Source organism: Pedobacter roseus (assembly GCF_014395225.1).
In the GTDB taxonomy this organism is placed as follows: domain Bacteria; phylum Bacteroidota; class Bacteroidia; order Sphingobacteriales; family Sphingobacteriaceae; genus Pedobacter; species Pedobacter roseus.
In genome coordinates this window covers 3,465,234-3,488,869 of the sequence record NZ_CP060723.1, presented here as the reverse complement: position 1 = coordinate 3,488,869, position 23,636 = coordinate 3,465,234, and the positions used below count along the sequence as shown (strand labels likewise).

General features: G+C 37.1%; 26 protein-coding genes and 1 tRNA gene. 14 read left to right on the top strand and 13 right to left on the bottom strand.

The features are described 5' to 3' along the window. Window positions 1–7 precede the first annotated feature (7 nt). Together H9L23_RS14520 and H9L23_RS14515 are read right to left on the bottom strand one after the other, a co-directional pair. The gene (locus tag H9L23_RS14520) at window positions 8–457 is read right to left on the bottom strand and encodes a protein-disulfide reductase DsbD domain-containing protein (protein WP_187591090.1); all 450 of its coding nucleotides are present in this window, start codon (window positions 455–457) and stop codon (window positions 8–10) included. Window positions 458–480: 23 nt separating this feature from the next. Then, window positions 481–1,527 carry a PLP-dependent cysteine synthase family protein gene (locus tag H9L23_RS14515; RefSeq protein ID WP_187591089.1) on the bottom strand — a complete coding sequence of 349 codons (1,047 nt, stop codon included), beginning with the start codon at window positions 1,525–1,527 and terminating at the stop codon, window positions 481–483. A gap of 175 nt (window positions 1,528–1,702) precedes the next feature. Between H9L23_RS14515 and H9L23_RS14510 the strand changes: the two genes are divergently transcribed. Further along, complete coding sequence (locus H9L23_RS14510; protein WP_187591088.1) at window positions 1,703–2,170, top strand: Lrp/AsnC family transcriptional regulator; 468 nt, start codon at window positions 1,703–1,705, stop codon at window positions 2,168–2,170. 9 nt (window positions 2,171–2,179) lie between these two features. On the opposite strand, the gene H9L23_RS14505 is transcribed toward H9L23_RS14510, so the two are convergent. Beyond that, window positions 2,180–2,251, bottom strand: a tRNA-Arg gene (locus H9L23_RS14505). A gap of 291 nt (window positions 2,252–2,542) precedes the next feature. Between H9L23_RS14505 and mgtE the strand changes: the two genes are divergently transcribed. Together mgtE and H9L23_RS14495 are read left to right on the top strand one after the other, a co-directional pair. Continuing rightward, window positions 2,543–3,919: a magnesium transporter gene (gene mgtE, locus H9L23_RS14500; protein WP_187591087.1), complete on the top strand. Its 1,377-nt coding sequence runs from the start codon at window positions 2,543–2,545 to the stop codon at window positions 3,917–3,919. A 9-nt stretch (window positions 3,920–3,928) separates the two neighbouring features. After that, window positions 3,929–4,543, top strand: a complete 615-nt coding sequence (locus tag H9L23_RS14495) for an HAD hydrolase-like protein (RefSeq protein ID WP_187591086.1) — start codon at window positions 3,929–3,931, stop codon at window positions 4,541–4,543. Between the two features lie 413 nt (window positions 4,544–4,956). Here H9L23_RS14495 and H9L23_RS14490 read toward each other — a convergent pair whose 3' ends face one another. Continuing rightward, complete coding sequence (locus H9L23_RS14490; RefSeq protein ID WP_187591085.1) at window positions 4,957–5,499, bottom strand: YcxB family protein; 543 nt, start codon at window positions 5,497–5,499, stop codon at window positions 4,957–4,959. 73 nt (window positions 5,500–5,572) lie between these two features. Then, complete coding sequence (gene ychF, locus H9L23_RS14485) at window positions 5,573–6,673, bottom strand: redox-regulated ATPase YchF (RefSeq protein WP_187591084.1); 1,101 nt, start codon at window positions 6,671–6,673, stop codon at window positions 5,573–5,575. A 249-nt stretch (window positions 6,674–6,922) separates the two neighbouring features. On the opposite strand from ychF, the gene H9L23_RS14480 reads away from it, so the two are divergent. Beyond that, window positions 6,923–7,384 (top strand): hypothetical protein, encoded by a 462-nt coding sequence (locus H9L23_RS14480; RefSeq protein ID WP_187591083.1) that lies wholly within the window; start codon window positions 6,923–6,925, stop codon window positions 7,382–7,384. 68 nt (window positions 7,385–7,452) lie between these two features. Here the strand turns inward: H9L23_RS14480 and H9L23_RS14475 are convergent, their stop codons facing one another. Both H9L23_RS14475 and H9L23_RS14470 read right to left on the bottom strand, forming a co-directional pair. Beyond that, a complete protein-coding gene (locus H9L23_RS14475) occupies window positions 7,453–7,776 on the bottom strand; it encodes a DUF3276 family protein (RefSeq protein WP_025143846.1) in 324 nt (107 codons plus the stop codon). 79 nt (window positions 7,777–7,855) lie between these two features. Next, entirely contained in the window at window positions 7,856–9,646 is a 1,791-nt protein-coding gene (locus H9L23_RS14470) for an ABC transporter ATP-binding protein (protein ID WP_187591082.1), read from the bottom strand. Window positions 9,647–10,149: 503 nt separating this feature from the next. Between H9L23_RS14470 and H9L23_RS14465 the strand changes: the two genes are divergently transcribed. The 4 genes from H9L23_RS14465 to yajC all read left to right on the top strand — a co-directional run bounded on the left by H9L23_RS14465 (window position 10,150) and on the right by yajC (window position 13,089). Beyond that, window positions 10,150–11,238, top strand: coding sequence for a Glu/Leu/Phe/Val family dehydrogenase (locus H9L23_RS14465; RefSeq protein ID WP_187591081.1), 1,089 nt, complete (start codon window positions 10,150–10,152; stop codon window positions 11,236–11,238). 50 nt (window positions 11,239–11,288) lie between these two features. Continuing rightward, on the top strand, window positions 11,289–12,239 hold the full coding sequence (gene nusB / locus H9L23_RS14460; protein WP_025143849.1) for a transcription antitermination factor NusB: 951 nt from the start codon (window positions 11,289–11,291) through the stop codon (window positions 12,237–12,239). A 2-nt stretch (window positions 12,240–12,241) separates the two neighbouring features. After that, a complete protein-coding gene (locus tag H9L23_RS14455) occupies window positions 12,242–12,700 on the top strand; it encodes a DUF1573 domain-containing protein (RefSeq protein ID WP_187591080.1) in 459 nt (152 codons plus the stop codon). A gap of 71 nt (window positions 12,701–12,771) precedes the next feature. Further along, window positions 12,772–13,089 (top strand): preprotein translocase subunit YajC, encoded by a 318-nt coding sequence (gene yajC, locus H9L23_RS14450; RefSeq protein ID WP_187591079.1) that lies wholly within the window; start codon window positions 12,772–12,774, stop codon window positions 13,087–13,089. A gap of 50 nt (window positions 13,090–13,139) precedes the next feature. Here yajC and H9L23_RS14445 read toward each other — a convergent pair whose 3' ends face one another. Next, window positions 13,140–14,084 carry an energy transducer TonB gene (locus H9L23_RS14445; protein ID WP_187591078.1) on the bottom strand — a complete coding sequence of 315 codons (945 nt, stop codon included), beginning with the start codon at window positions 14,082–14,084 and terminating at the stop codon, window positions 13,140–13,142. Window positions 14,085–14,255: 171 nt separating this feature from the next. Between H9L23_RS14445 and H9L23_RS14440 the strand changes: the two genes are divergently transcribed. The 4 genes from H9L23_RS14440 to H9L23_RS14425 all read left to right on the top strand — a co-directional run bounded on the left by H9L23_RS14440 (window position 14,256) and on the right by H9L23_RS14425 (window position 17,062). Continuing rightward, the gene (locus tag H9L23_RS14440; RefSeq protein ID WP_246474693.1) at window positions 14,256–15,203 is read left to right on the top strand and encodes a CdaR family protein; all 948 of its coding nucleotides are present in this window, start codon (window positions 14,256–14,258) and stop codon (window positions 15,201–15,203) included. Beyond that, window positions 15,203–15,820 carry a dephospho-CoA kinase gene (gene coaE / locus H9L23_RS14435; protein ID WP_187591077.1) on the top strand — a complete coding sequence of 206 codons (618 nt, stop codon included), beginning with the start codon at window positions 15,203–15,205 and terminating at the stop codon, window positions 15,818–15,820. Before H9L23_RS14440 ends, coaE begins: the two co-directional genes overlap by 1 nt. Before the next feature lie 39 nt (window positions 15,821–15,859). Next, window positions 15,860–16,801 carry an exonuclease gene (locus H9L23_RS14430; RefSeq protein ID WP_187591076.1) on the top strand — a complete coding sequence of 314 codons (942 nt, stop codon included), beginning with the start codon at window positions 15,860–15,862 and terminating at the stop codon, window positions 16,799–16,801. Window positions 16,802–16,900: 99 nt separating this feature from the next. Continuing rightward, window positions 16,901–17,062, top strand: a complete 162-nt coding sequence (locus H9L23_RS14425) for a DUF5522 domain-containing protein (RefSeq protein WP_187591075.1) — start codon at window positions 16,901–16,903, stop codon at window positions 17,060–17,062. A gap of 45 nt (window positions 17,063–17,107) precedes the next feature. Here the strand turns inward: H9L23_RS14425 and H9L23_RS14420 are convergent, their stop codons facing one another. The 5 genes from H9L23_RS14420 to H9L23_RS14400 all read right to left on the bottom strand — a co-directional run bounded on the left by H9L23_RS14420 (window position 17,108) and on the right by H9L23_RS14400 (window position 20,652). Further along, window positions 17,108–17,710, bottom strand: coding sequence for a Uma2 family endonuclease (locus H9L23_RS14420; protein WP_187591074.1), 603 nt, complete (start codon window positions 17,708–17,710; stop codon window positions 17,108–17,110). Between the two features lie 140 nt (window positions 17,711–17,850). Then, the gene (locus tag H9L23_RS14415) at window positions 17,851–18,444 is read right to left on the bottom strand and encodes a Uma2 family endonuclease (protein WP_187591073.1); all 594 of its coding nucleotides are present in this window, start codon (window positions 18,442–18,444) and stop codon (window positions 17,851–17,853) included. A 196-nt stretch (window positions 18,445–18,640) separates the two neighbouring features. Further along, window positions 18,641–19,357 (bottom strand): ZIP family metal transporter, encoded by a 717-nt coding sequence (locus H9L23_RS14410; RefSeq protein WP_187591072.1) that lies wholly within the window; start codon window positions 19,355–19,357, stop codon window positions 18,641–18,643. 3 nt (window positions 19,358–19,360) lie between these two features. Further along, window positions 19,361–19,924 (bottom strand): phosphatase PAP2 family protein, encoded by a 564-nt coding sequence (locus tag H9L23_RS14405; RefSeq protein WP_187591071.1) that lies wholly within the window; start codon window positions 19,922–19,924, stop codon window positions 19,361–19,363. Then, window positions 19,921–20,652: a class I SAM-dependent methyltransferase gene (locus H9L23_RS14400; protein WP_187591070.1), complete on the bottom strand. Its 732-nt coding sequence runs from the start codon at window positions 20,650–20,652 to the stop codon at window positions 19,921–19,923. The genes H9L23_RS14405 and H9L23_RS14400 overlap by 4 nt, the downstream gene beginning before the upstream one ends. Window positions 20,653–20,967: 315 nt before the next feature. Between H9L23_RS14400 and glmM the strand changes: the two genes are divergently transcribed. Together glmM and H9L23_RS14390 are read left to right on the top strand one after the other, a co-directional pair. Next, window positions 20,968–22,353 (top strand): phosphoglucosamine mutase, encoded by a 1,386-nt coding sequence (gene glmM / locus H9L23_RS14395; protein ID WP_187591069.1) that lies wholly within the window; start codon window positions 20,968–20,970, stop codon window positions 22,351–22,353. 131 nt (window positions 22,354–22,484) lie between these two features. Continuing rightward, window positions 22,485–23,633 (top strand): cysteine desulfurase family protein, encoded by a 1,149-nt coding sequence (locus tag H9L23_RS14390; RefSeq protein ID WP_187591068.1) that lies wholly within the window; start codon window positions 22,485–22,487, stop codon window positions 23,631–23,633. Window positions 23,634–23,636: the final 3 nt, after the last annotated feature.

The window sequence follows — 23,636 nt, the reverse complement described above, 5'->3', positions numbered from 1 at the left end:
TGTTTGATTATTTTACCGGAACACTAAAATCTATCTGATCGGGAGGAAGGCATTGTTTGTCATCGCAGACCATAAATTCTACACTGCCTTTCACTACCTGGTTTTTGCCTTTAAGCTTAACTTTTTGTTGAAAAACAACAGCATTTTCAAAATAACTTACATCCATTTTAAATGTGCTTTCGAATCTGGTAACCGGTTTAGGCTCTATGGTTTTTCCTATTGGCGTATATGTACCTGCCGTTGGAAAAGTAAAAGTAGTTTTAACGGGACCACCGTCTTTAACAAACTGCGAATACAAATGCCATCCCTTATCTATGGTAGCTTTAATGTAAATTGTAGCCTCAGTAGCGCTTGTTTTTTTTGCAGCATAACTCCAGGTAACCGGTTTTAGGATTTGGCTGAATGCGCTAATGCTCATAAGCATGGCTACACAGCATAACAATGTGGTTTTTTTCATTATATGGTTTAGGTTTATTTGTTTTAATGTAATCTGCTGAAAGCCTGGTAGTCCAGGAAATCGACATTTGGGGTGATGTAATCAGGTTTTATTGGTTCCTCTTTCATCAGATCGGTACTGAGGTATTTCTTATTGCTGTCTGAAAATATGGTTACTACACAGCTATCATTGCCGAGTTTCTGTTGAAGTTTGATGGCGCCAATTACATTTGCACCGGAAGAAATTCCTACCGCAAGGCCAAGTTTGCTTGCCAGTTTTTGCGCCATTAAAATCGCATCACCGTCGTTAACCTGTATGACTTCATCCAGCTCGTTCAGCTTAACAATTTCTGGAATAAACTCATCGGATATGCCTTGAATCCTATGACTGCCAACTTTATAACCTGTAGTTAAAGTTGGTGATTCAGCAGGTTCTAAAGGATGGATTTTGATATCGGCTTTAAGTTTTCTTAAACAATTCCCAACACCCATAATGGTGCCTCCGGTGCCTACGCCCGCAACAAATGCATCCGGACTAAGGTTTTTCAAACGCAACTGTTCCCAGATTTCCTTGCCGGTAGTAAACTCATGTGCCTCAGGATTTGCTGTATTTTCAAACTGTTTGGGTAAAAACACATTTTCGTTTTGCGAGGCCATGTATTCTGCCAGCTTAATGCTGCCTATAAAACCACCTTCTTCTTTACTTACCAAAATAATTTCGGCACCAAGGCTTTTGATGATGTCCATGCGCTCTTTACTTAGCCAGTTCGGAATAATAATCTTAACCGTATGACCAAGTGCTTTACCAATTGCCGCGAAGGCAATTCCGGTATTGCCGCTGGTTGCTTCAACAATCTCATCACCAGGTTTAATTTTACCTTCAGCATAAGCTTTTTTTAGCGTATAAAGCGCCATTCTGTCTTTAATGCTTCCGGTAAGGTTATAGTGCTCACACTTCGCGTAAATTTTCCCGGTTTTACCTTCAAAATTATATTTCAGTTCAAGCATTGGTGTATTGCCCACTAAAAGGGAAAGATGCTCGAATTTTCCTTGAAGTGAGGTGTTGATTTCAGTAGAAGTTAATGTTGCCATCTGGTATATATCTAACGATTATAATTCCGGTAAAAATCAGTATTACTGTTGTTTATATCAATATGATTTGATTTTTACAGAAATTTTCTGTTTTTTAGCTTAATAAATAAATTAATTTTCAGTTTATGATCTGATTTTTAGTCGCTATTATATTTTTTTTCAATCTGAACAGTGTATGATACAAGGAGATTTAGACCACGTTGATGTAGAAATTTTAAAAATTTTGCAGCAAGATGCGTCCTTAACCAATAAGGAGATTTCAAATAAACTGCATAAATCAATCGCTACCATACACGAACGCATCAGAAGATTGAAGGAGCAGGGCTATGTCAAGCGTATTGTGGCCATCCTGGACCGAAAAAAAATAAACCGCGATTTAATAGCTTTTTCGCACGTGCTGCTTAAAGAACATACTGCAAGTACGCTAATTGAATTTGAAACCGAGGTTTCTAAGTTTAGTGAAGTGATGGAATGCCTGCAGATGACGGGTGCGCATGATTTTATCCTTCGCATTGCCACCAAGGATATGGATGCTTATCATCAGTTTTTAAGGAATAAGTTAGCTACATTACCAAATATAACAACTGTTCAAAGTTACTTTGTACTCTCTGAGCCAAAAAGTGAAACTGCTTATCCTTTGTAGAAAAAAATGTGCTCCCGACGAGATTCGAACTCATATCGATGGTACCGGAAACCATAATTCTATCCATTGAACTACGGGAGCAAGGCTGCAAATATAGAAAAATCAAATACATTTCTCCGAAATATAAAGGCAAATTTTAACCAATAATCCAATCTTAAATTCACTTCCGCTTAAGCTGATGTTTTTTGTGTTAAAAAATGATTAAATCATTGCTTAAACATTCTCGTATGTTGAGTTTATGCATCCATATTTTTAAATTCGGCTGTTTGGTTCTCTGTTTTTAAGTGCTTAGGTTGGCTTTTTAGGAAATAAAAATGCACCTTTGCGAACCGTTAATAGAGGTTTAAGCATGTAATAAATTAAATTTGGTGTATGGCAGAAATGGTTGTGGAAGAAATTCAGGAACTACTTGAAAAAAAGGACGATAAAGCGTTAAAGCAATATCTTGATCAACTGAATATTTCGGATGTTGAAGAACTGATTGATGAACTCCCACAATATGCGGCTAAATTTATCGAAACCCTATCCCTTAACAGGGCTGTAAACGTATTCAGGATCCTGGATTTTCCAACCCAGGAGCGTATCATTAAAAAACTTTCGGGTAATAAACTCAACCAGATCATCAAAGATCTGCCGCCAGATGACCGTACCGCACTTTTTAGTGAGTTAAAAGGCGATGTGGTAAAAAAGATGATCACCCTTTTACCGCCCGAAGAACGTAAAGAATCACTTGCACTTTTAGGTTATAAAGAAGACAGTATTGGTCGTTTAATGACTCCCGATTACATCGCCGTAAAACCCGAATGGTCTATCACAAGGGTTTTGGCGCACATCAGGCGTTATGGTAAAAACTCCGAAACCATCGATGTAGTTTACGTCATCGATAAAGACGGCGTGTTATTGGATGATATCCGTATTCGTGAGGTTTTATTGGCCGATCCGGAAGCCATAATCGGCGAATTAACCGATAAACGTTTTATTGCACTCAAAGCCAACGATCCGCAGGAAGACGCGATCAACATCTTCAGGATGAATAACCGTGTGGCTTTACCGGTAGTGGATGAAAATAATGTCCTGTTGGGTATCGTTACTGTTGATGATATTTTGTGGATTGCCAACGAAGAATATACCGAAGATATGCACAAAATTGGGGGTACCGAAGCCCTTGACGAGCCTTATCTGGATATTCCGATCCTTAAACTGGTAAAAAAACGCGCAGGCTGGCTAATTGTACTGTTTTTAGGAGAGATGTTAACAGCAACCGCCATGCAGCATTTTGAAATTGAGCTCGAAAAAGCTGTTGTTTTATCACTTTTTATACCGTTGATCATGAGTAGTGGTGGTAATAGCGGTTCGCAGGCTTCCACATTAATTATTCAGGCTATGGCCCTGGGCGAAGTAACCATTGCCGAATGGTGGCGCGTAATGCGTCGCGAGTTGGTATCAGGTGCTTTGCTTGGTATTATTTTGGGTACCATCGGTTTTATCCGCATTGTTACCTGGCAAGAATTACATCTGTATAATTATGGCCCGCATTGGTTTTTAATTGCAGCAACCATATTTTTTACCCTGGTCGGCATTGTATTATGGGGCAGTTTAATCGGTTCGATGATGCCTATTATTCTGAAAAAACTGAAACTCGACCCGGCCACTTCATCAGCGCCATTTGTAGCAACCATGGTAGATGTAACCGGAATTGTAATCTATTTTAGTGTTGCCGTATTAATTTTAAAAGGCGTATTACTTTAAACCTAAACCATGCAAAAGAAAATTACCACACTTTTTACCGATATCGGCGGCGTTTTATTAACTAATGGCTGGGATAGGCACGCAAGGGGAGAAGCTTCTGTGCTTTTCAACCTCGATTCTGTTGACCTGGAAGAACGTCATCACCTTACTTTCGACACTTATGAAGTAGGTAAACTTACCCTTGATGAATATTTAGAACGTATTGTATTCTTCGAAGAACGCAGCTTTAGTTATGATGACTTTAAGGAATTCATGTTCAAAAAATCACTTCCACATCCCGAAATGATCCAGCTCATCTGCGAGCTTAAAAAGAAATATAACCTTAAAGTAGCCGTAATTAGCAATGAAGGTAGAGAATTAAATCAATACCGTATTAACACCTTCAAACTGAATGAATTTGTTGATTTCTTTGTCTCATCCAGTTTTGTACATTTCCGCAAGCCAGATGCCGATATTTTTAAAGTAGCCATCGATATTTCGCAAAGTGACGTAGAAACAAGCTTGTATATTGATGATCGTATGCTTTTTGTACAGGTTGCCGAAGGTTTGGGGCTAAGGGGCATTCATCACAGCAACTACGAGGATACAAAAGCGCAATTAGCCGCTTATGGATTAGAGATTTAATTTACAATAAGGGAGTTGACAACTTTACGGCCAGCTTTGCTTGTAAGTTGTCAACTCTGGATAAAAAAAACTTGCTAATTAAGAAAGTATATTTACCTTTACATCGTGAAAATTACAACAGAAAAATATTGTTTGAACTCGTGTTTTTGTTACTCAAAAAGTAACGGGTTGACTTTATTTATCTGATAAAAAAATATAAAAAGATTTAAAAGCCGCTTGTTACAAATGTAATAAGCGGCTTTTTTATTGCTAGTTGTTTGGTATGCACAATGGATGTGTGCTGGTCTGCAAAACCAGTGTAGTCAGTTCGATTCTGACACCAAACTCAAAAAAGAAGAGATTGTGATTAACCAATTATCGTTTCTTATAGTTGAAGGCCCTGATAAAATATCCCTAACCAACAAATTGGTCGGTTAGTGCCATTTCCAGTTTAACTCACTAACAAATTCAATATTTAATTTGTTAGCTAAAGTTGTTAGAAAGAATCTAGTACTTTCATGATCCACTCTATCTTTGGGAACTATTAAATATTGATTGGATTTTGTTCTTATATAAAAGTATTCATTTATTTCAGTGATTTGGTCAACCTCTGTAATATTGATTTTAGCTAGCCCCGTTCTATCCGAAGTTTCAATAAAATTGTCGTTAAATTCAATGACATTTGATTCATTGAACAAGTTTTGCATATTACTCTTTACATGATTTCTATAATGTCTTTTATAAAACCATGCTTGGTATTTTGGATATAAGAAAAGAGCTAATATTCCCAAAAACAACAGGTAATATGCGAAAAAATTATTTTCCCGAATGAGCATTAGAAATCCAATTATTAATAAACTAAAAGTTACTATCAGGTAATTTTTTTTACGATTTTTTTTAGTGGTTTTACTTTTTGAAGAAATAAAGAGCTGTGAATCTAGATAATCATCTTCTCTTAGTGTGTATTTGAGAGTCATTTTGAATATTATGAATTACAAAAAGCCACTCGTAAGAGTGGCTTTTTGTAATTCTATCTTTAAAATTTAGCAGTTAAACATTAAACCTGAAGTGCATAATGTCGCCATCTTCCACTACATAAGTTTTTCCTTCTACGCCAAGCTTACCAGCATCTTTACAAGCGTTTTCAGAACCTAAGGTTACGAAATCATTATATTTAATCACCTCTGCACGGATAAAACCTTTTTCAAAATCAGTGTGGATTACACCTGCAGCCTGTGGAGCTGTAAAGCCTTTTGTAATTGTCCAGCCTCTAACTTCTTGCACACCTGCAGTGAAATAAGTGTAAAGATTTAATAATTTGTATGCGGCACGGATCAGCTTATTTACACCCGATTCTGTCAATCCTAAATCTGCTAAAAACTCCTGACGCTCTTCGTAGCTTTCCAGTTCAGCAATTTCTGATTCAATTTTTGCCGAAATAACCAGAACTTCAGCATTTTCATCAGCAACATTTGCCTTTACCAGATCTACATACTTATTGCCATTAATTACTGATGCTTCATCAACATTACAAACGTACATTACCGGTTTTTGGGTAAGTAAGCCTAAATCTTCGATAAAATCAAAATCATCCTGAGCCAATGCTGCAGTGCGGATCGATTTACCAGCTTCTAAGTGAGCTTTAACTACCGTTAAAATTTCATAAGTACGTTTAGCATCCTTATCGCCGCCGGTTTTAGCCATTTTCTCTACTTTTTGGATGCGTTTATCAACCGTATCCAAATCTTTAAGCTGTAACTCCGTATCGATAATTTCCCTGTCACGGATCGGGTCAACAGAGCCATCAACGTGGATTACATTTCCGTCATCAAAACAACGTAAAACATGGATGATAGCATTTGTAGCACGGATGTTTCCTAAAAACTGGTTTCCCAGGCCTTCACCTTTCGATGCACCTTTTACCAATCCGGCAATATCAACAATCTCGATTGTATTCGGCTGAACTTTGTTAGGTTTAACCAACTCAGCAAGTTTGGTTAAACGATCATCAGGAACCGTAATTACGCCAACATTCGGCTCAATAGTACAAAAGGGAAAGTTTGCTGCCTGCGCTTTTGCATTTGATAAACAGTTAAAAAGAGTCGATTTCCCCACATTTGGTAAACCAACTATACCACATTGTAATGCCATTATTTATTAGTCTTTATATCTTTAGTTTTTGGCTATTGGGTTCATAGTCTTATGGTCAATAGCCTGGTGTTTTATTTTTGAGCTTTATTCGTGTATTTTGGCTATCATCCATCAAACCATCACATCTCACATCTCACATCTCACATCTCAATTTCCGCGCAAAGATAAGCTTTTAAAATCTTTATTTAAACCCTTGCTATTGTATCAAATCTATATTTTATCTATGTTTAGCCGAAAATATATAGATAAATGGAAGATTTGGAAAAAGAAGTACCTCAGGAAGTAAAGTTGGTTGTAACCGAAGAAATGCGGAGCTACTTTTATGATATGAGTAAATGGGCCAGGTTTTTATCAGTTGTAGGTTTTGTGATCTCTGCATTTTTAACTTTAGGCTCATTCGGTATAGGTGCTGCAGTAACCGCTAATCCAGGAGTACTCAATCAATTGGGGCCATTAGCTGGCCTTGGTGCTACAGGGATTACCATATTTTACCTGCTGTTGGCTTTGTTCTTTTTTTATCCGAGTTTATTGCTTTTCCGTTTTTCTACAAAAGGAAAACAAGGAATTTTGTTTGGCGATCAGGAAAATTTTAATGAGGCCATTGCACATGTAAAATCGCTTTTTAAATTTTGGGGAATTCTTACCATTTTATTTATCGCCGGTTATTTTTTGTTGTTACTGGCAGTGCTTGCAAGCGGAGGCATAAAATAAAATATTACGCATAAAAAAAGCCTTCCAGTTTATAAAATCGGAAGGCTTTTTTATTGAAATTATATTACTTAAAAAGTAAAATCGTCGTTTGTTCTGGTGCTATGTTCTCCATTTTCAGAATATTCATAACGTTTTTCAACCACATCCTGATGGGTTTTAATATAATCAACAGTTTCGTTTAATCCTTCTGCAAATTTTTCGAAATCTTCTTTGTATAAAAAGATTTTATGTTTTACAAACACACCGTCTTCTAATCTTTTCTTGCTCTCGGTAACTGTTAAATAATAATCACCCGATCTAGTAGCCTTCACGTCGAAGAAATAAGTTCTCTTACCTGCTCTTACTTTCTTTGAAAAAACTTCTTCTCTTTCCTTGTTGTCGAATTCTCCCATGGTTGGTATTGATGTTGGTTTTTGGTTTCGGTAAATATAAAGCAAATATTTAAAGTTCAAAATACAATTTTAATACAATTTAAATAGTTCGCGTTTCCTCCTCCAAAAGTTGGTTATTATAAAGCTCCGTATAACTGCCGTTTAGGTTAAGTAATTCATTGTGTGTGCCTTGTTCGATGATTTTTCCATTATCGAGTACTAAAATCTTATCCGCATTTTTAATCGTCGAAATCCGGTGGGCAATTAAAATACTGGTTTTTCCGGCCATAATTTTACCCAGGTTTTGTAAAATTTCTTCCTCCGTTTTGGTATCGACAGCCGAAAGACAGTCATCAAATATCAAAATCTTAGGCGATTTAATTAGTGCACGGGCAATAGAAACCCTTTGTTTCTGTCCTCCGGAGAGCGTAATACCACGTTCACCAAGCATGGTTTCGAACTTTTCTTCAAAATCAATGATATTGGTATAAACCGAAGCATTTTTAGCGGCTGTATGCACTTCATCATCTGTAACGGTATCTAAACCAAAGGCGATATTGTTCTTTATTGTATCCGAAAATAGGAAGACTTCCTGTGGTACAAACCCGATCTGATTGCGGTAATCTTTCAAATTGAGATCTCTAATATTCTTTCCGTCCACATCAATAGTACCGTTTTCTACATCATACATCCGCATAATCAGGTTGGCCAATGTCGATTTTCCTGAGCCCGTTTTTCCGATAATGGCTACAAATTCGCCGCTGTTGATCTCAAAACTTACCTCTTTTAAAGCTTCAATGCCTGTGTCCGGATAGGTAAAGCTTACTTTATCGAATTTAATATTGCCCGATAAACTCCTTTCTTCGGTTTCTTTTGATTGGATATCTGATGGAATATCTAAAAATTCGTTAATCCTTTTTTGCGAGGCCGCAGCCCTTTGGATCAATGAAGTTACCCAGCCCAGCATCGTAACCGGAAAGGTTAGCTGGTTGATATAAATAATAAATTCGGCAATGTTACCTGCGGTAATGCTGCCGTTCATCACCTGAATACCTCCTATATATATGGTTAAAATCGTGCTTAAGCCGATTAATAAAAGCATGGTAGGGTAGAACAGGGCAGACACTTTAACCAAACTCATCGAGTCTTTTTTATAGTCATTACTCTGTATTTCGAACATATTCCGGGTGTAATCTTCACGAACATAAGATTTTATGATCCTGATGCCCGAAAAACGCTCCTGTACAAAACTCGAAAGATCTGATAACCGCTCCTGTATTTTTCCGCTTTTTTTAAAAATCAGGGTATTTACATAGTAGATTATCACCACTAAAAAGGGAAGTGGCAACAAACAATATATGGCCAGTTTCGAATTAACATCAAACATCGACCAGATAATGAGTACCGATAAAACGAAGGTATTAATGGTGTACATAATCGCCGGACCAACATACATCCTAACACGGTTAACATCTTCTGTGGCGCGGTTCATTAAATCGCCCGTATTGTTCCTGCGGTAAAAACCCAGGCTAAGTTCCTGGTAATGCTGATAAATATCATTTTTCATATCAAATTCGATATGCCTCGACATTAAAATGATGGTTTGCCGCATAAAGAATAAGAATAATCCCCTCAATAAGTAAAGCGCAATAACCAGCAGACCGAAATATAAAAGGTTGCTGCTAAAAATATCGTAAATAATCGCCTGTCGGTCAAAACCATGGAAAAGGTTAAAAATCTGGATGTTTTCGGTGATCAAATCAACCGCATAACCGATTACCTGAGCAGGTACAACACCAAAAATATTAGAAATCACCACGAAGATACTTCCGGGAATGATCCACCATTTGTATTTGAGAAAGTATTTGTTTAATCGGCTCAGATGTTTCATGTTGTACAAACTTAGATAATTTTGTTATTCTCTGCGGTATAATTATCCATTTGCAGATAAGCTTTAAAAAATAATGACACTTTCAGATGTAAATGGGAAGATGTGGTATGGAAGATGTAGGATAATTATGCTATTCTCGGTGACTTAGGTGGTCAATTATTATTTTGAAAAGCAAGGTTCGGAACTTATGGGTTATTTCAGCCCTGCTATCGCTTCAAGTCCTCTCCCGATGCTAATTTAGTGCCGATTCATCGGTAACGAATCGGGATGCGGGCTTTCCGCTTTATCAGGTTTATTTAACATTAGCCTGTAGTTCTTAAAGATGATCTCAGGCATTGGTTCATGTCTTCACAAACCGACATTTTTTTCCTAAATAATCCTTTTTTTAAACTAATAACTTTGTTTATTTAATCCTGTCCGAATTAATTTTGTTATAGTTTCGTTAAATAGATGTAATAATGGTTTTTTATTTTAATTTTGCAGCAGGTTAGCCGAACGTTAATATGCCAGCAAATTCTCCGTCAGATTCATCAATTTTAGATCAATTAAGTGCTTATGGGCATAAAAAATTGGTTTTCTGTAATGATCCAGATACAGGTTTAAAAGCAATTATTGCCATACACGACACCACTTTGGGTCCTGCTTTGGGCGGAACAAGGATGTGGAGTTACTCTACCGAAGCCGAAGCCCTGGAAGATGCCCTCCGTTTATCACGCGGAATGACCTATAAAGCAGCCATCACCGGATTAAACCTTGGCGGTGGAAAAGGCGTAATCATTGGCGATTCAAGAAAAGATAAAACAGAAACTTTAATGCGTAGCTATGGCAGGTTTATTAAGAACCTGAACGGCGAATTCATTACGGCTGAAGAAATGGGGACCAATACCCGCGATATGGAATATATCCGTATGGAAACAACCCATGTTACCGGTGTTCCCGAATCAATCGGTGGTGCAGGTAATCCGGCTCCTTTTACTGCACAGGGCGTTTATTTAGGTATAAAAGCCAGTGTTAAAGAAGTTTTTGGTACCGATATGCTTGCAGGCAGAACCATTGTAGTACAAGGTATTGGTAATGTTGGCGAGCACCTGGTTGCCTTGTTAAGAAAAGAAAACGCCGAAGTACTCATCAGTGATATTAACCAGGAACAGTTAACTTATGTTGCCAGGAAATATAAAGCCAAACCGATAGAAGCTGATAAAATTTTTACTACCGATGCTGATGTGTATGCTCCATGTGCCATGGGTGCTACCGTAAACAACAAAACCATCGAAAAAATGAAATTTGCAATTATTGCAGGTTCAGCAAACAATCAGTTAAAAGATGAGCTTTTGGATAGCCAGTTACTATTAAAAAAAGGAATTTTATTCGCACCCGATTATTTGATTAACGCCGGTGGATTGATTTCATGTTATTCTGAACTTACTGGTTTTGGTAAAAAACGTACCGTACAGCTTACAGAAAATATTTATGATGCTACCCGTAGTGTAATTAAATTAAGCAAAGCCGAAAACATTTCAACAAATATTGCCGCAAACCAGATTGCCGAAAAAAGGATTGCAGATGTTAAAAAAATTAAATCGTCATATTAAATCATAATTATTAAAACAGGTTTTAAAAAACCGCACTCGTTCTTACATTCATGTTAAACAGAAGGCACTTAAGAATCAAAGCTTTGCAAAACATTTTTGCATGGCACATGGCAGACAAAAAAGACATTAAAGGTGATTTGAAAACTTTAATGCAAAGTATCGATAGCGTGTACGAAATGTACATCTGGATGCTCTCTTTAATGGTAGAAGTTACCGAATTTACTGCTAACGACGCGGCAGAACGCGCAAACAAATTCATTAAAACAGCAGAGGATATCAATCCTAACATGAAATTGCTACACAATAAGTTTAGCATTTTATTGCAGCAGAATCCAGAATATGTATCTGCAATTAAAAAGTACAAGGTAGATTGGGGTTTCGATCCGGAAATCCGTAAAACGGTGTACAATTCGTTAAAAGCATCAAAAGAATATGCCGATTATCTTGCTGATCCAAACGAAAGTTTAGAATCATCGAAAGACATTATCAAATACATTTTCAGAAAAATAATCTTAAAAAACCAGGCCATTTTGCAGGTTTTTGAAGAGAAATTTATCAACTGGCAGGTAGATCATGAAGTGATGAAAGGAATGGTGGCCAAAACCCTGAAAAACTTTACTTTTGATGATCCATTTAAAAACAAACTGACCGAAATCAGTGCTGATTGGGTAGAGGATAGCAAATTTGTACAGGATCTTTTTGTACATACCTTACAAAATGATGCCAAATATCAGGAAATGATTGCCGATAGAACCAAAAACTGGGAATCAGAGCGTATTGCCCTTATGGATACCATTTTGATGAAAATGGCCATCTGTGAGCTGTTAAATTTCCCATCTATTCCGGTTAAAGTAACCATCAACGAGTATTTGGAGTTATCAAAAGATTACAGTACACCGAAGAGTAATTCATTTATAAACGGTATTTTAGACAAAATTTTAGGCGATCTTAAGAAAAACAACACCATTAAAAAGATTGGCCGCGGTTTAATAGAAGAATAAAAATGAAAAAAACATTTATCCTGGCTATCGCTGCACTTTCATTTGCAGCATGCCGTAATGCTAATAATCAAACATCAGAAACTAAATCAACAGTTTCTGTAGGCAACGATACTTCAAAAACAGCTAAAGTAGCCCCTGCAGATGCACCGGTGATTGTTTTTGAACGCGATATTTACGATTTCGGTAAAATAGAGCAGGGTGAAAAAGTGAAACACGATTTCAAGTTAAAAAATACAGGTAAGAGCCCGCTAGTGGTGAGCAATGCAACAGCAACTTGTGGTTGTACCGTTCCACAGGTGCCTGGAGCGCCAATTTTACCAGGTAAAGAAGGCATCATCAGTGTGGTTTTTAACAGCGAAGGCAAAATGGGCATGCAGGATAAAGTAGTAACCATTACTTCAAATGCAAATCCTGAAGTGGCTACCGTTCACTTAGTGGGAGAGGTGCTTGCCAAAAAATAATTTGGTTGATGGTTAAATGCTATAATGCATCAATCATCAACTATTTCAAAATACAAACAAAAAAATAAGAAATGACATCAACAGTAATTTTACAGGCAGCAGGAGGATTTGATCCAAGACAATTAATCATGTTTGGAGCAATTGCACTGGTATTCTACTTTTTTATGATCCGCCCTCAGCTTAAAAAAGCCAAAGACCATAAAAAATTAATCAGTGAGTTAAAAAAAGGAGATAAAATTGTAACCACAGCAGGTATTCATGGCCGTATTGCCGATTTGAATGATACAACTTTTTTAATCGAGGTTGAAGGTGGCGTGAAAATCCGTTTCGATAAATCGGCAGTTTCTTTAGATGCAACAAAAGCAACCGTAGCAGCACCTAAAGCTTAATATTCAACAAAAACAAAAAAAGCCATCCTAAGGGGTGGCTTTTTTTTTGTTTAGCGCTGAGCCAAATTGATGTTGATGTTATATTTTACCCTTACCGGAATACCATGTTGATTCCCTGGGATCCATTTAGGGCATTCATTTAAAACCCTCACGGCTTCTTCCTGCGTACCATAGCCCAAACTGTTTTTAAACTCATAATCGGTTAACCTGCCATCTTTTTCCACTACGAAGGAGATATATAACTTACCATTTACCTGATTTCTTTGCGCTTCAGCAGGGAATCTGTAGTTCCGGGCAAGATATTTATAAAATTCGGGCATGCCTCCCTTAAATTCAGGTTGTTGCTCCATTTTGTCATATTGTATCTGTTTCCCGTCAGCCAATGTACTTGTACCAGATTTGAAAATGCCGTTCTCATAAACTTCTTCATAACTGGCTATTTTACTTGCCCCTTTCCAGATTCCGTCTTTATACCCATTAAGGTAATTTCCTTCCTCTGTAAGCCCGCTCTTATCCGTTTTTTTATACAGTCCGTTACCATCTTTGATAAACTGATTGCCTAAGGAATCTATTCCGGTTACCCATTTTCGCTGTTGCTTACCAGGATTGTTACCCTGTTCATTATACTGAAAAACATTTTCAAGTTTTCCATTATCATAGTAATAAGAACATTCGCCAACCAGCACACCTTTTTTGAAATTAACTGTTGAGGTAAGAATACCCTGTTTATTATAACCTTGAAATATGCCTTCATAAACAACATTGGGTTCAAATTTCGAGATGGTTGCCAAAGTTTTTTCCTTATTATCCGGATAAAACTCATATAAACGATATATGGATGGAGTATCTGTTTCTTCAATTACCCTTCGGTAATCATAATTGTTTTTATTTTCCGTAATCATGCCTTTTTTGAAATAAGTAACCATTGTTCTTTTCTGGGCGTATGCGCTAAGGAATAATGTGATTGTAAAAAAAGTTAATATAATTTTTTTCATAGCTTGTTTTATCTACTACGAATATAGTTATCTAATGTGATTCTAATGAAATCAGTGCAATAATTTATCATTAAACGGATTAGTTTTTGAGCGGCTATTTAGTTTTATTACATTTGACGTGATTGTTGTAAAGAACAAAATTTTTTACACTCTTTTATTTTACATTGTGTTATGCCCTTCATCAGATTAACGAAGATTGAAAAAAGACGTGTATTTAGTTTATTGGCCTGCTTGCTGCTGGCTGTAGCTGCATGGCTTTTTATGGCATTGAACAATAAATATATTTATGTGGCAAAAACCGTTTTGGTTTTTAAAAATGCACCTACCAAAAGGGCATTTTATCCACTACAGTCTGATACGATAGATTTGCAGGTGGAAGGAACAGGCTGGCAATTATTATTTGCCAGGTTAAGGATTAGCCCGCCCTCCGTTTCTGTGAATTTAGGCCAGCTCAATTCAAAAGATTTTATTGTTTTTTCCGATCAGTTATTCAATATCAACAGGCAACTGGAAAGTACACAAAAAGTAATTTCAGTTAAACCCGATACGCTATATTTCGATTTCACCAAACGTGTGGTGAAAAAGGTTCCCGTAAAACTGATTGATAAACTGGGTTTTGCCAAACAATATGGTATTGCGAGCGAGATTATCCTCAATCCAAAATACGTTAAAGTGGCCGGGCCGACAGAAGAGCTGGCTAAAATTACGTTTTGGCCAACCGATACATTAAAACTCGATAAAATACAGAACAGCAGCACTACCAGGGTAGCCTTACAGCACAGTATCCATAAAAATGTAAGTATCTATCCCTCATCTGTAGAAGTTAGACTGCCTGTAGATGAATTTACAGAGAAAACGATCGAAGTCCCTTTAAAAGTAATCAATAACAGGAATTATAATAGCATAAAACTCTATCCTAAAAAGGTAAAAGTTTCCTTTTTGGTGGCACTAAGCAATTACGATCAGGTTGATGAAAGTTTTATTACCGCCATTGTTGATGTAGACGAATGGCAAAATTTAAAACACCGCCAGTTTACGGTGAAGATAACCGAGTTTCCCGATTATTGTAAACTGGTAAGCGTGGTTCCATCAAAAATTGATTTCATAGTAGAAAAATAATGTATAAAGTAGGCATAACAGGTGGTATAGGTAGTGGCAAAACAACTGCCTGCAAGGTTTTTGAAGTATTAGGAATTCCTGTTTTTTATGCCGATACCGTGGCTAAAGAAATCATGACCCAGGATGCTTTATTGGTAGAAAGCGTTAAAGCTGCTTTTGGTAATGAAAGTTATTTCGAAGATGGAAAAATAAATAATAAACACATTGCCGGCATTGTATTTAATAATGAGCAGGCACTTGCGCAATTGAATGCGCTGGTACATCCGGCTGTTTTCAGGGCTTTTGATGCCTGGGAAGCATCTATTCCCTCAACAGTTTCTTACACCTTAAAAGAAGCAGCAATACTGTTCGAAAGCGGTTCTTATAAACTTTGTGATACTACAATTTTGGTTACTGCCCCTTACGAAATCAAATTAAAGCGTTTAATGCAACGCGATGGCATTACTGAAGAGCAAGTGAAGGCCCGGATGGATAAACAGCTCAGCGATGAAGAAAAGGCAAAAATGGCTGATCATTTTATCGTTAATGATGAACAGCAACCTATCATAGAGCAGGTTTTAGCTTTGCACCAGCAATTGCTTAAGTCGGCAGAAGCATTTAAAAACACCAATGCTTAATCTACTTTAATCATACCATCCTTAAATCCTTTCCTGATCATGATTTTAGAAGATTTTATTACCATTACCCCAACAGGTTTATATTGTGCTTATGGCGATTTTTACCTCGATCCGCAACAACCTGTTAAAGAAGCTGTAGTTTCTCATGCTCATGGCGACCATGCCATCGGAGGAAGCCAAAATGTATATTGTACTGCTGCTACAGCAACATTTATGCAGCACCGTTACCGTAAGTTTGCTGCTGTCGATTTTTTTAACAAAAAATATCACGAGGCTTTCAAAATAAAGGATGTAACCATTACTTTTTATCCTGCCGGACATATTTTAGGTTCTGCGCAGGTTTTAATGGAATATAAAGGCATCAAATATTTGTATACTGGAGATTATAAGATAGAGCCCGATACCACCTGTGAACCCTTTGAATTTGTGCAGGCTGATGTATTAATTACCGAGAGTACCTTTGCTGATCCGGAAACAAAGCATCCCTCGCCGGTTGATGAAATCAAAAAACTGAACGAAACCAATGCCAATGTCATGCTCGGTTCTTACGCATTGGGCAAAAGTCAACGGATAATTCAGCTGTTGAGCGAAAATTGCCCAACAAGAAACATCATGGTTCACTTTAGCATTATGCCTTTCAATAAAATATATGAGGATTATGGCATGAAACTGGGCAATTATAAGATGTACGACCGTAAAGTGATGAAAAACAACCACGAAAACCAGGTATATATTGTTCCGCCTATGGTATTTCACAGCTATCATAAAGCAATTAATGTAGTACGTGCTTTTGCTTCTGGGTGGAAAAACCTTCAACAGCAAAACGGGATATCACTTTATATTTCTGATCATGCTGATTGGGCTGCAATTTTAGAAACCATCGAAAAAGTAAAACCAAAGCAGGTATGGACTTTGCATGGTGACGGCAAGCAGCTTAAAGATTATTTTAAAGGCAAACTGGAAGTTAAAATACTTAATTAGTGAATGAGAGAAGGATTGAATGATTGTATAAATTGAAACATCCTATCATTCAAAATTCATTCATTCTACATTCTCTAATTCAATCATTCAAAATTAACAATGAAAGAAGGCGAAGATTTTTATTTTAATGAAGATGGATTGATGGTTTTTACCGAAGCCTATCACCTAAAGCGTGGCTATTGCTGCAAAAATAAGTGCAAGCACTGTCCCTGGGGTATGGGAAGAAGAAAGAGAAAAAGTAATTCAGTTGGCAATTATTAATTTACAGTTGTAATTAACTTTGAACCCATAATTCAGGTTTGGATATTACTCTTTATCAAAGCGAACATGATTGTAAATATCATTTAAGGCTACATCAAATCCCATCGAAATTAAATTTAGGGTATCAGATATTTCCTTATGCTCGTTAAGTTTCCAGTTATTTTCGTCGTCAATATAAAAGGCCTGAACCCAAACCGATTCTGAATCGATCATAATGTATTCTTTTAATGAAGGAATATCTTTATAAAGTGTGAATTTTTTGCCCCTATCATAGTTTTTGGTCGAAGGCGAAAGAATTTCGATGATTACTGTAGGCAAAATAAAGCTTTCTTCATCAATTTCAATATGTTTTATGTCATTACAGTAGATAGAGATATCAGGATAAGTGAATAAGGTATTCTCGGGAATATTCATTCGCATATCACTTCCATAAGGACTGCATGCCTTGCCTTTTAGGTTAATACCTATTTCAACAAAGACATTGCTGAAGATCTTATTATGATTGTTGCCTGCGCCTGACATCGCAAATATCTCACCTTGGTAATATTCATGTTTAACTGTCGCTTCTTTTTCCATCTCCAGGTATTCTTCAACAGTGTAACGTCTTTTTTGATAGGCTACTGCCGGTTCATTTACAATTTCGTCCATATACGAATTTACCTAATTTTTTACAGCGGCTTTAAAATTTAAACGATTAAACGTTTAAAACGGATGTTGTATTAACTGGTTGTTAAACAGGTGTTTGAATTTGTGTTGTATCAATTAAAATATAGTTAAGATCTCCGATTTCAAAAAGTAACATAGTAGTAAATATCGCTTAAAGCTATATTGAATCCCATCGAAACAAAGGTTAATGCCTCAGAAAGCTCTTTATGTTGATTGAGCGCCCAATTCTTTTCTTCGTTAATATAATAAGCATCCACCAAAACCGATTCCGATTCGATCATAATGTATTCTTTTAACGAAGGAATATCTTTATAAAGGTTAAATTTTTTCCCTTTATCATAATTTTTGGTTGAAGGAGAAAGAATTTCGATAATTACAGTCGGTAAGATTGAAGTATCATCATCAAATTCGCTATGTATTAAACCATTGCAATAAATGGATATATCAGGATAAGTAAATAACGTATTCTCAGGAATGTTCATCCGTTTATCGCTTCCGTAAGGTCTGCACGGCTTATCTTTCAGTTTGTTACATATTTCTCCAAAAACATTGCTGAAAATTTCGTTATGATTGTCGCCCGCACCAGACATAGCGAATACTTCACCCTGAAAATATTCATGTTTAACTGTTGATGCCTTTTCCATTTCCAGATACTCCTCAACAGTGTAGTGCCTTTTTTGATAAGCTACAGCAGGTTCATTTACAATTTCGTCCATATACGAATTTACCTAATTTTTTATAGTGGTTGTAAAATTTAAACGATTAAACGTTTAAAACGGCTAGCAGGTGAATTTTTTGAAATGGGTACGAATGGTTAATCGGTTAACTGTTTAAATCGGTTAATCGACATATTACTAACTGAAAACTATCAACTGGTATTTACCAAATGAGAACTGAAAATTGCCAACTGACTTAGTGTCCGGCAAAGAATCCGATCAACGCCACGCCAATTCCCAATAAAACGGCAATCATTTTACGCGTATTAATTTTATGGTCGGCGCTCGATTCGAATAGGATAGTGGTAGAAATATGTAAGAAAATACCAATTACAATGCCCATAATCTTATTAAAATAGGCATCTAAACCGCCAATGGTTCCGTTGCTTAAACCTACGCTTACGTAAAAGCCCAATGGCGCCATTACCGCAAATAAAATGAGGTAAAGTATAATGCTGCCTTTCTTAAAATGGTTTTGCATTAATATACTCGCCAATGCAAAAGCGGCAGGAATATGATGTAATGAAATTCCAAAAATCAATTCATTATGCTGTTCTTTCGCCAATGGCATTCCTTCTAAAAAGGCATGTAAACACAAACTGATCATAATACCATAAGGGAAAATATGTCCATCATGATGTTTATGGATATGCCCATGTTCTACACCTTCTGAGAATTGCTCCAAGAAAATCTGTAATAGAAAACCAATCAGGATAAATACCCCGATCTGCCATTTATCTGGGCCGCTGTAAGCATCAGGAATTAAATGTAATACGGTAATGGCAAATAAATAAGCCCCGCTGAAAGATAAAATCAGCTTCAGCAGTTTAGATTTATCGCTTTTTACCAGAAAAATAGCTGTTCCACCTAAAAAGGCACAGAAAAAGAGTACACAGAGTTTCCAGATTTCCATAGGTTAAAAATCAGGTTGTAATTTTTTAAATATTCTTGAACAGATTATCCCGATGGTAATGCCCAGCAAAGCCCCGGTGGTTACATCAACAGGATAATGTACGCCTACATAAACCTGCGCGAAACTGATGATGAACGCCCAGAATATGCCAATGGGTAAAATAGGCTTCCATCTGCTGTAAAAAACGCAAATTAAAAATACAGCTATCGCGAAATGATTGGTAGCATGTGCTGAGGGGAAACTCAAGCCACTGCCGCAGGGCACCCGGTGGATAATATCATTGGCCAAACTCATATCGTTGCAGGGCCTCACTCTCTGTACCCAGGGTTTTACTACCCTTGATGCAATTAAATCGCCCATGGCAAAGGTAAAAAGCAACATACCGATAATGTAATAACCTTGTTTTTTGTACTGTTTGATGCAAAAAATAACAATAAAAAGATAAAGCGGCGACCAAAAGAAACGGTTGCGCATTAAAGGCATCAGCCAATCAAAAAAACTGTTTGAAAGTCCGCGGTGGATTTTCAAAAACAGTTCTACGTCGAATTGCTGTATGCTTTCTATCATGCTTTTTTACAGATTAAAATTAAGCGGTCAGAAATAGATTGGTCAAAATCGTCTAGGGCGTAGCTGCCAAAGGTTTTTTCGATCCGCATCCCAGCTTTGGTAAGCATGCGCTGAAAATCGTCTAAACTAAATGCCTGTACCCGTTCTTCGAAATTATATACCTTATGCTGGTCTTCAAAATTTATCTTTTTGATAATTTTCCCCTCAACAACGTTTTTGGTGATGTTAAAGGTGATTCCATCTAGCGATTTTACTTCACAGGAATTTAAGTTGCGTATAATTTTTTCGGTGTTAAAATAATCCAGCACCAAAATACCATCTGCAGTTAAGCATTTCCTAAAGGTTTTAAGTGCATTTACATGGTCTTTCTCGGTATCAAAATAACCAAAACTGGTAAACAGGTTTAAGGCCACATCAAAATAGTTGATGTAAAACAGGCGGCGCATATCGTGCACCAAAAAATGAAGTTTACTGTTTTCGAACTGTTTGGCGTATTTAATGCTCTGTTCAGAAAGGTCAATCCCTGTTACATCAAAGCCTTTTTTGTTCAGGTAAATGGAGTGCCGGCCTTTTCCACAAGCAATATCAAGCATTTTCGCTTCGGCTTTTGGATGGAGGTAATCCGTCAGTTTGTCAATGAAGAATTCGGCTTCAGCATCATTTCGTTGTTGATATAGAATATGATAATATGGCGAATTAAACCAATATTGAAACCACTTGCGCTGCATATAAAAGCCGTTTGTATCTTAAAAAGATGCAAATATAAGGTTTTACAACCGCTAGTAAAGTCAGAATATACTTTTATGCAATAAAGTTGCAGGAATATTATGAAGCAGATTTATACAGCACTAAAAATCAACTACCTGATCGGGAATAAAGCTGCCACTAAAACACACGTTTGATTTTAATGACGCGGCTAATTTCTACCAGAACCATCGTGTTCATAGATATAAAAACAATGTAAATTTGCACCGCAAAACGTTGCTGAATAGCGGCTATCTTGTTTTTTTTGTTATTTTTGAGCCTCAAATAAATTATATACGGTGACTTTAATAAAATCGATTTCAGGAATACGCGGAACCATAGGCGGAAGGGCTGGCGACGGCTTAACCCCATTTGATATTGTGAAATTTACAGCGGCTTTTGGTAGCTGGGTAGTACAAAAAACAGGCAATAAACGCATCGTTTTAGGTCGTGATGCCCGTATTTCGGGTGAAATGGTGAATAACCTCGTTATTGGAACTTTACAGGGCTTAGGCATTGAGGTAATCGACCTTGGTTTATCAACCACCCCAACTGTTGAAGTAGCTGTACCTGATGAAAATGCAGGTGGTGGGATCATTTTAACGGCGAGCCATAACCCAAAACAATGGAATGCTTTAAAATTATTAAACGCCAGTGGCGAATTTATTAGCGATGCAGATGGTAAAGAGGTTTTAGATTTAGCCGAAAGTGCCGATTTTGATTTTGCTGATGTTGATAAACTGGGAAAAGTAATTAAAAACGATACTTACCTTCAAAAACACATCGATAAAGTTTTAGCATTACCATTGGTGGATGTTGAAGCGATTAAAAAAGCCGATTTTAAAGTGGTAATCGACTGTGTAAATTCTACAGGAGGTATTTTTATCCCAGCTTTATTAAAAGCTTTAGGGGTAAACAAAGTGGTTGAACTGTATTGTACACCTGATGGACATTTTCCACACAATCCTGAGCCGCTACCAGAAAACCTGACTGAAATATCGAAAGAGGTTCAAAAACAGAATGCCGATTTAGGTATCGTAGTTGATCCGGATGTAGATCGCTTATGTTTTGTAAACGAAGATGGCAGCATGTTTGGCGAAGAATATACCTTAGTAGCTGTTGCCGATTATGTATTAAAAAATACACCTGGAAATACCGTTTCTAATCTTTCATCAACCCGTGCTTTACGCGATGTAACCGAAAGGGCAGGTTCAGAATACAATGCATCGGCAGTGGGTGAGGTAAACGTAGTAAATAAAATGAAAGCCACGAATGCCATTATCGGTGGTGAAGGAAACGGTGGAATTATTTATCCTGAATCGCATTATGGCAGAGATGCTTTGGTGGGTATTGCTCTGTTTTTAACGCATTTGGCTAAATTTGGCAAATCGATTTCCGTATTAAGGGCAAGTTATCCTCAATACCACATTTCTAAGAACAAAATTACGCTTACCCCAGAAATGGATATCGATAATTTGCTGAAACAGGTAGAAGAGAAATACAAAAACCAGCCTTATAGCACCATTGATGGCTTGAAAATAGAATTTGATAAAACCTGGGTACATTTGCGCCGTTCGAACACGGAGCCAATCATCAGGATTTACAGTGAGGCCGAAAATGAAACCATTGCTGAGAGTTTAGCAAATAAGATCATTTCCGACATCAAGGAAATATTACACCTCTAATCCCGAAAAGGATTTTAGGCTTAAGCATACCGGTCAGGACTTAATAAAACGATTAAGTCCCGACCACTTTAAACAGGGATGTTGATTAGCAAGACCTCTCTGTAAACACTAACTTTTAAATATTCGTAGAAATGAAAAGGGTCTATTTAGATAATGCGGCCACAACGCCTTTAGATGCGGCAGTAATTGCAGAAATGACAAATGTGATGGAAAATTATTTCGGTAATCCATCTGCCATTCATGCGCTTGGTCGCGAGGTGCGGACGCTTGTAGAAAAAGCCCGTAAAACCGTTTCTGGTCTGTTAAACGCATCACCTTCCGAAATATTCTTTACCTCTGGTGGTACCGAGGCCGATAATACGGCTATCCGTTGCGGTATTGCTGCTTATGGTATTAAACATGCCATTACCTCAAAAATTGAACATCACGCGGTTGAGCATACCTTAAATACCATGCTTAAAAATGGTGAGATCGATAAGTTGAGTTTTGTTAATATCGATGAAAAAGGAAATATCGACTATAATCATTTAGAAGAACTGCTTCAAAATAACGAGCGTACTTTTGTTTCCTTAATGCATGCCAATAACGAGTTAGGAACCCTAACCGATATGGTTAAAGTGGGCGATATCTGCGAAAAATACAATGCCATTTACCATGCGGATACTGTACAGACCATGGGGCATTATCCACATAATGTAAGGGAGCTTAAAGCACATTTTATTGTTTGCGCTGCACATAAACTGCACGGTCCAAAAGGTGTTGGCTTTTTATACGTAAACAGCAATATCAAAATTCCACCAATGATTTATGGTGGTGCACAGGAGCGCAACATGCGTGGCGGTACCGAAAATGTATATGGTATTGTAGGCCTGGCTAAAGCTTTAGAAATTGCTTATGCTGAGATGGCAGAACACCAAAGCTATATTCAGGGCTTAAAAGATTATTTAAAAGCACAATTAATTGCCGAAATCCCGGGGATTGGCTTTAATGGCGAAACGGATGCTGAAAAAAGCCTTTACACCGTACTAAATGTTTCTTTCCCTGAAATGGACATGGCCGATATGTTATTGTTTAACCTGGATATTAATGGTATCTGCGCCTCGGGCGGTAGTGCCTGTTCGTCTGGCTCAAACATTGGGTCGCATGTGTTAAACGGTATCAATGCCGATCCAAACCGTCCTTCGGTGCGTTTTTCATTTAGTAAATACACCACAAAAGAAGAGCTTGATTACGTAATTGAAAAAGTTAAAATGGTAGTAAAGCAGAATGCTTTAGCATAAAAT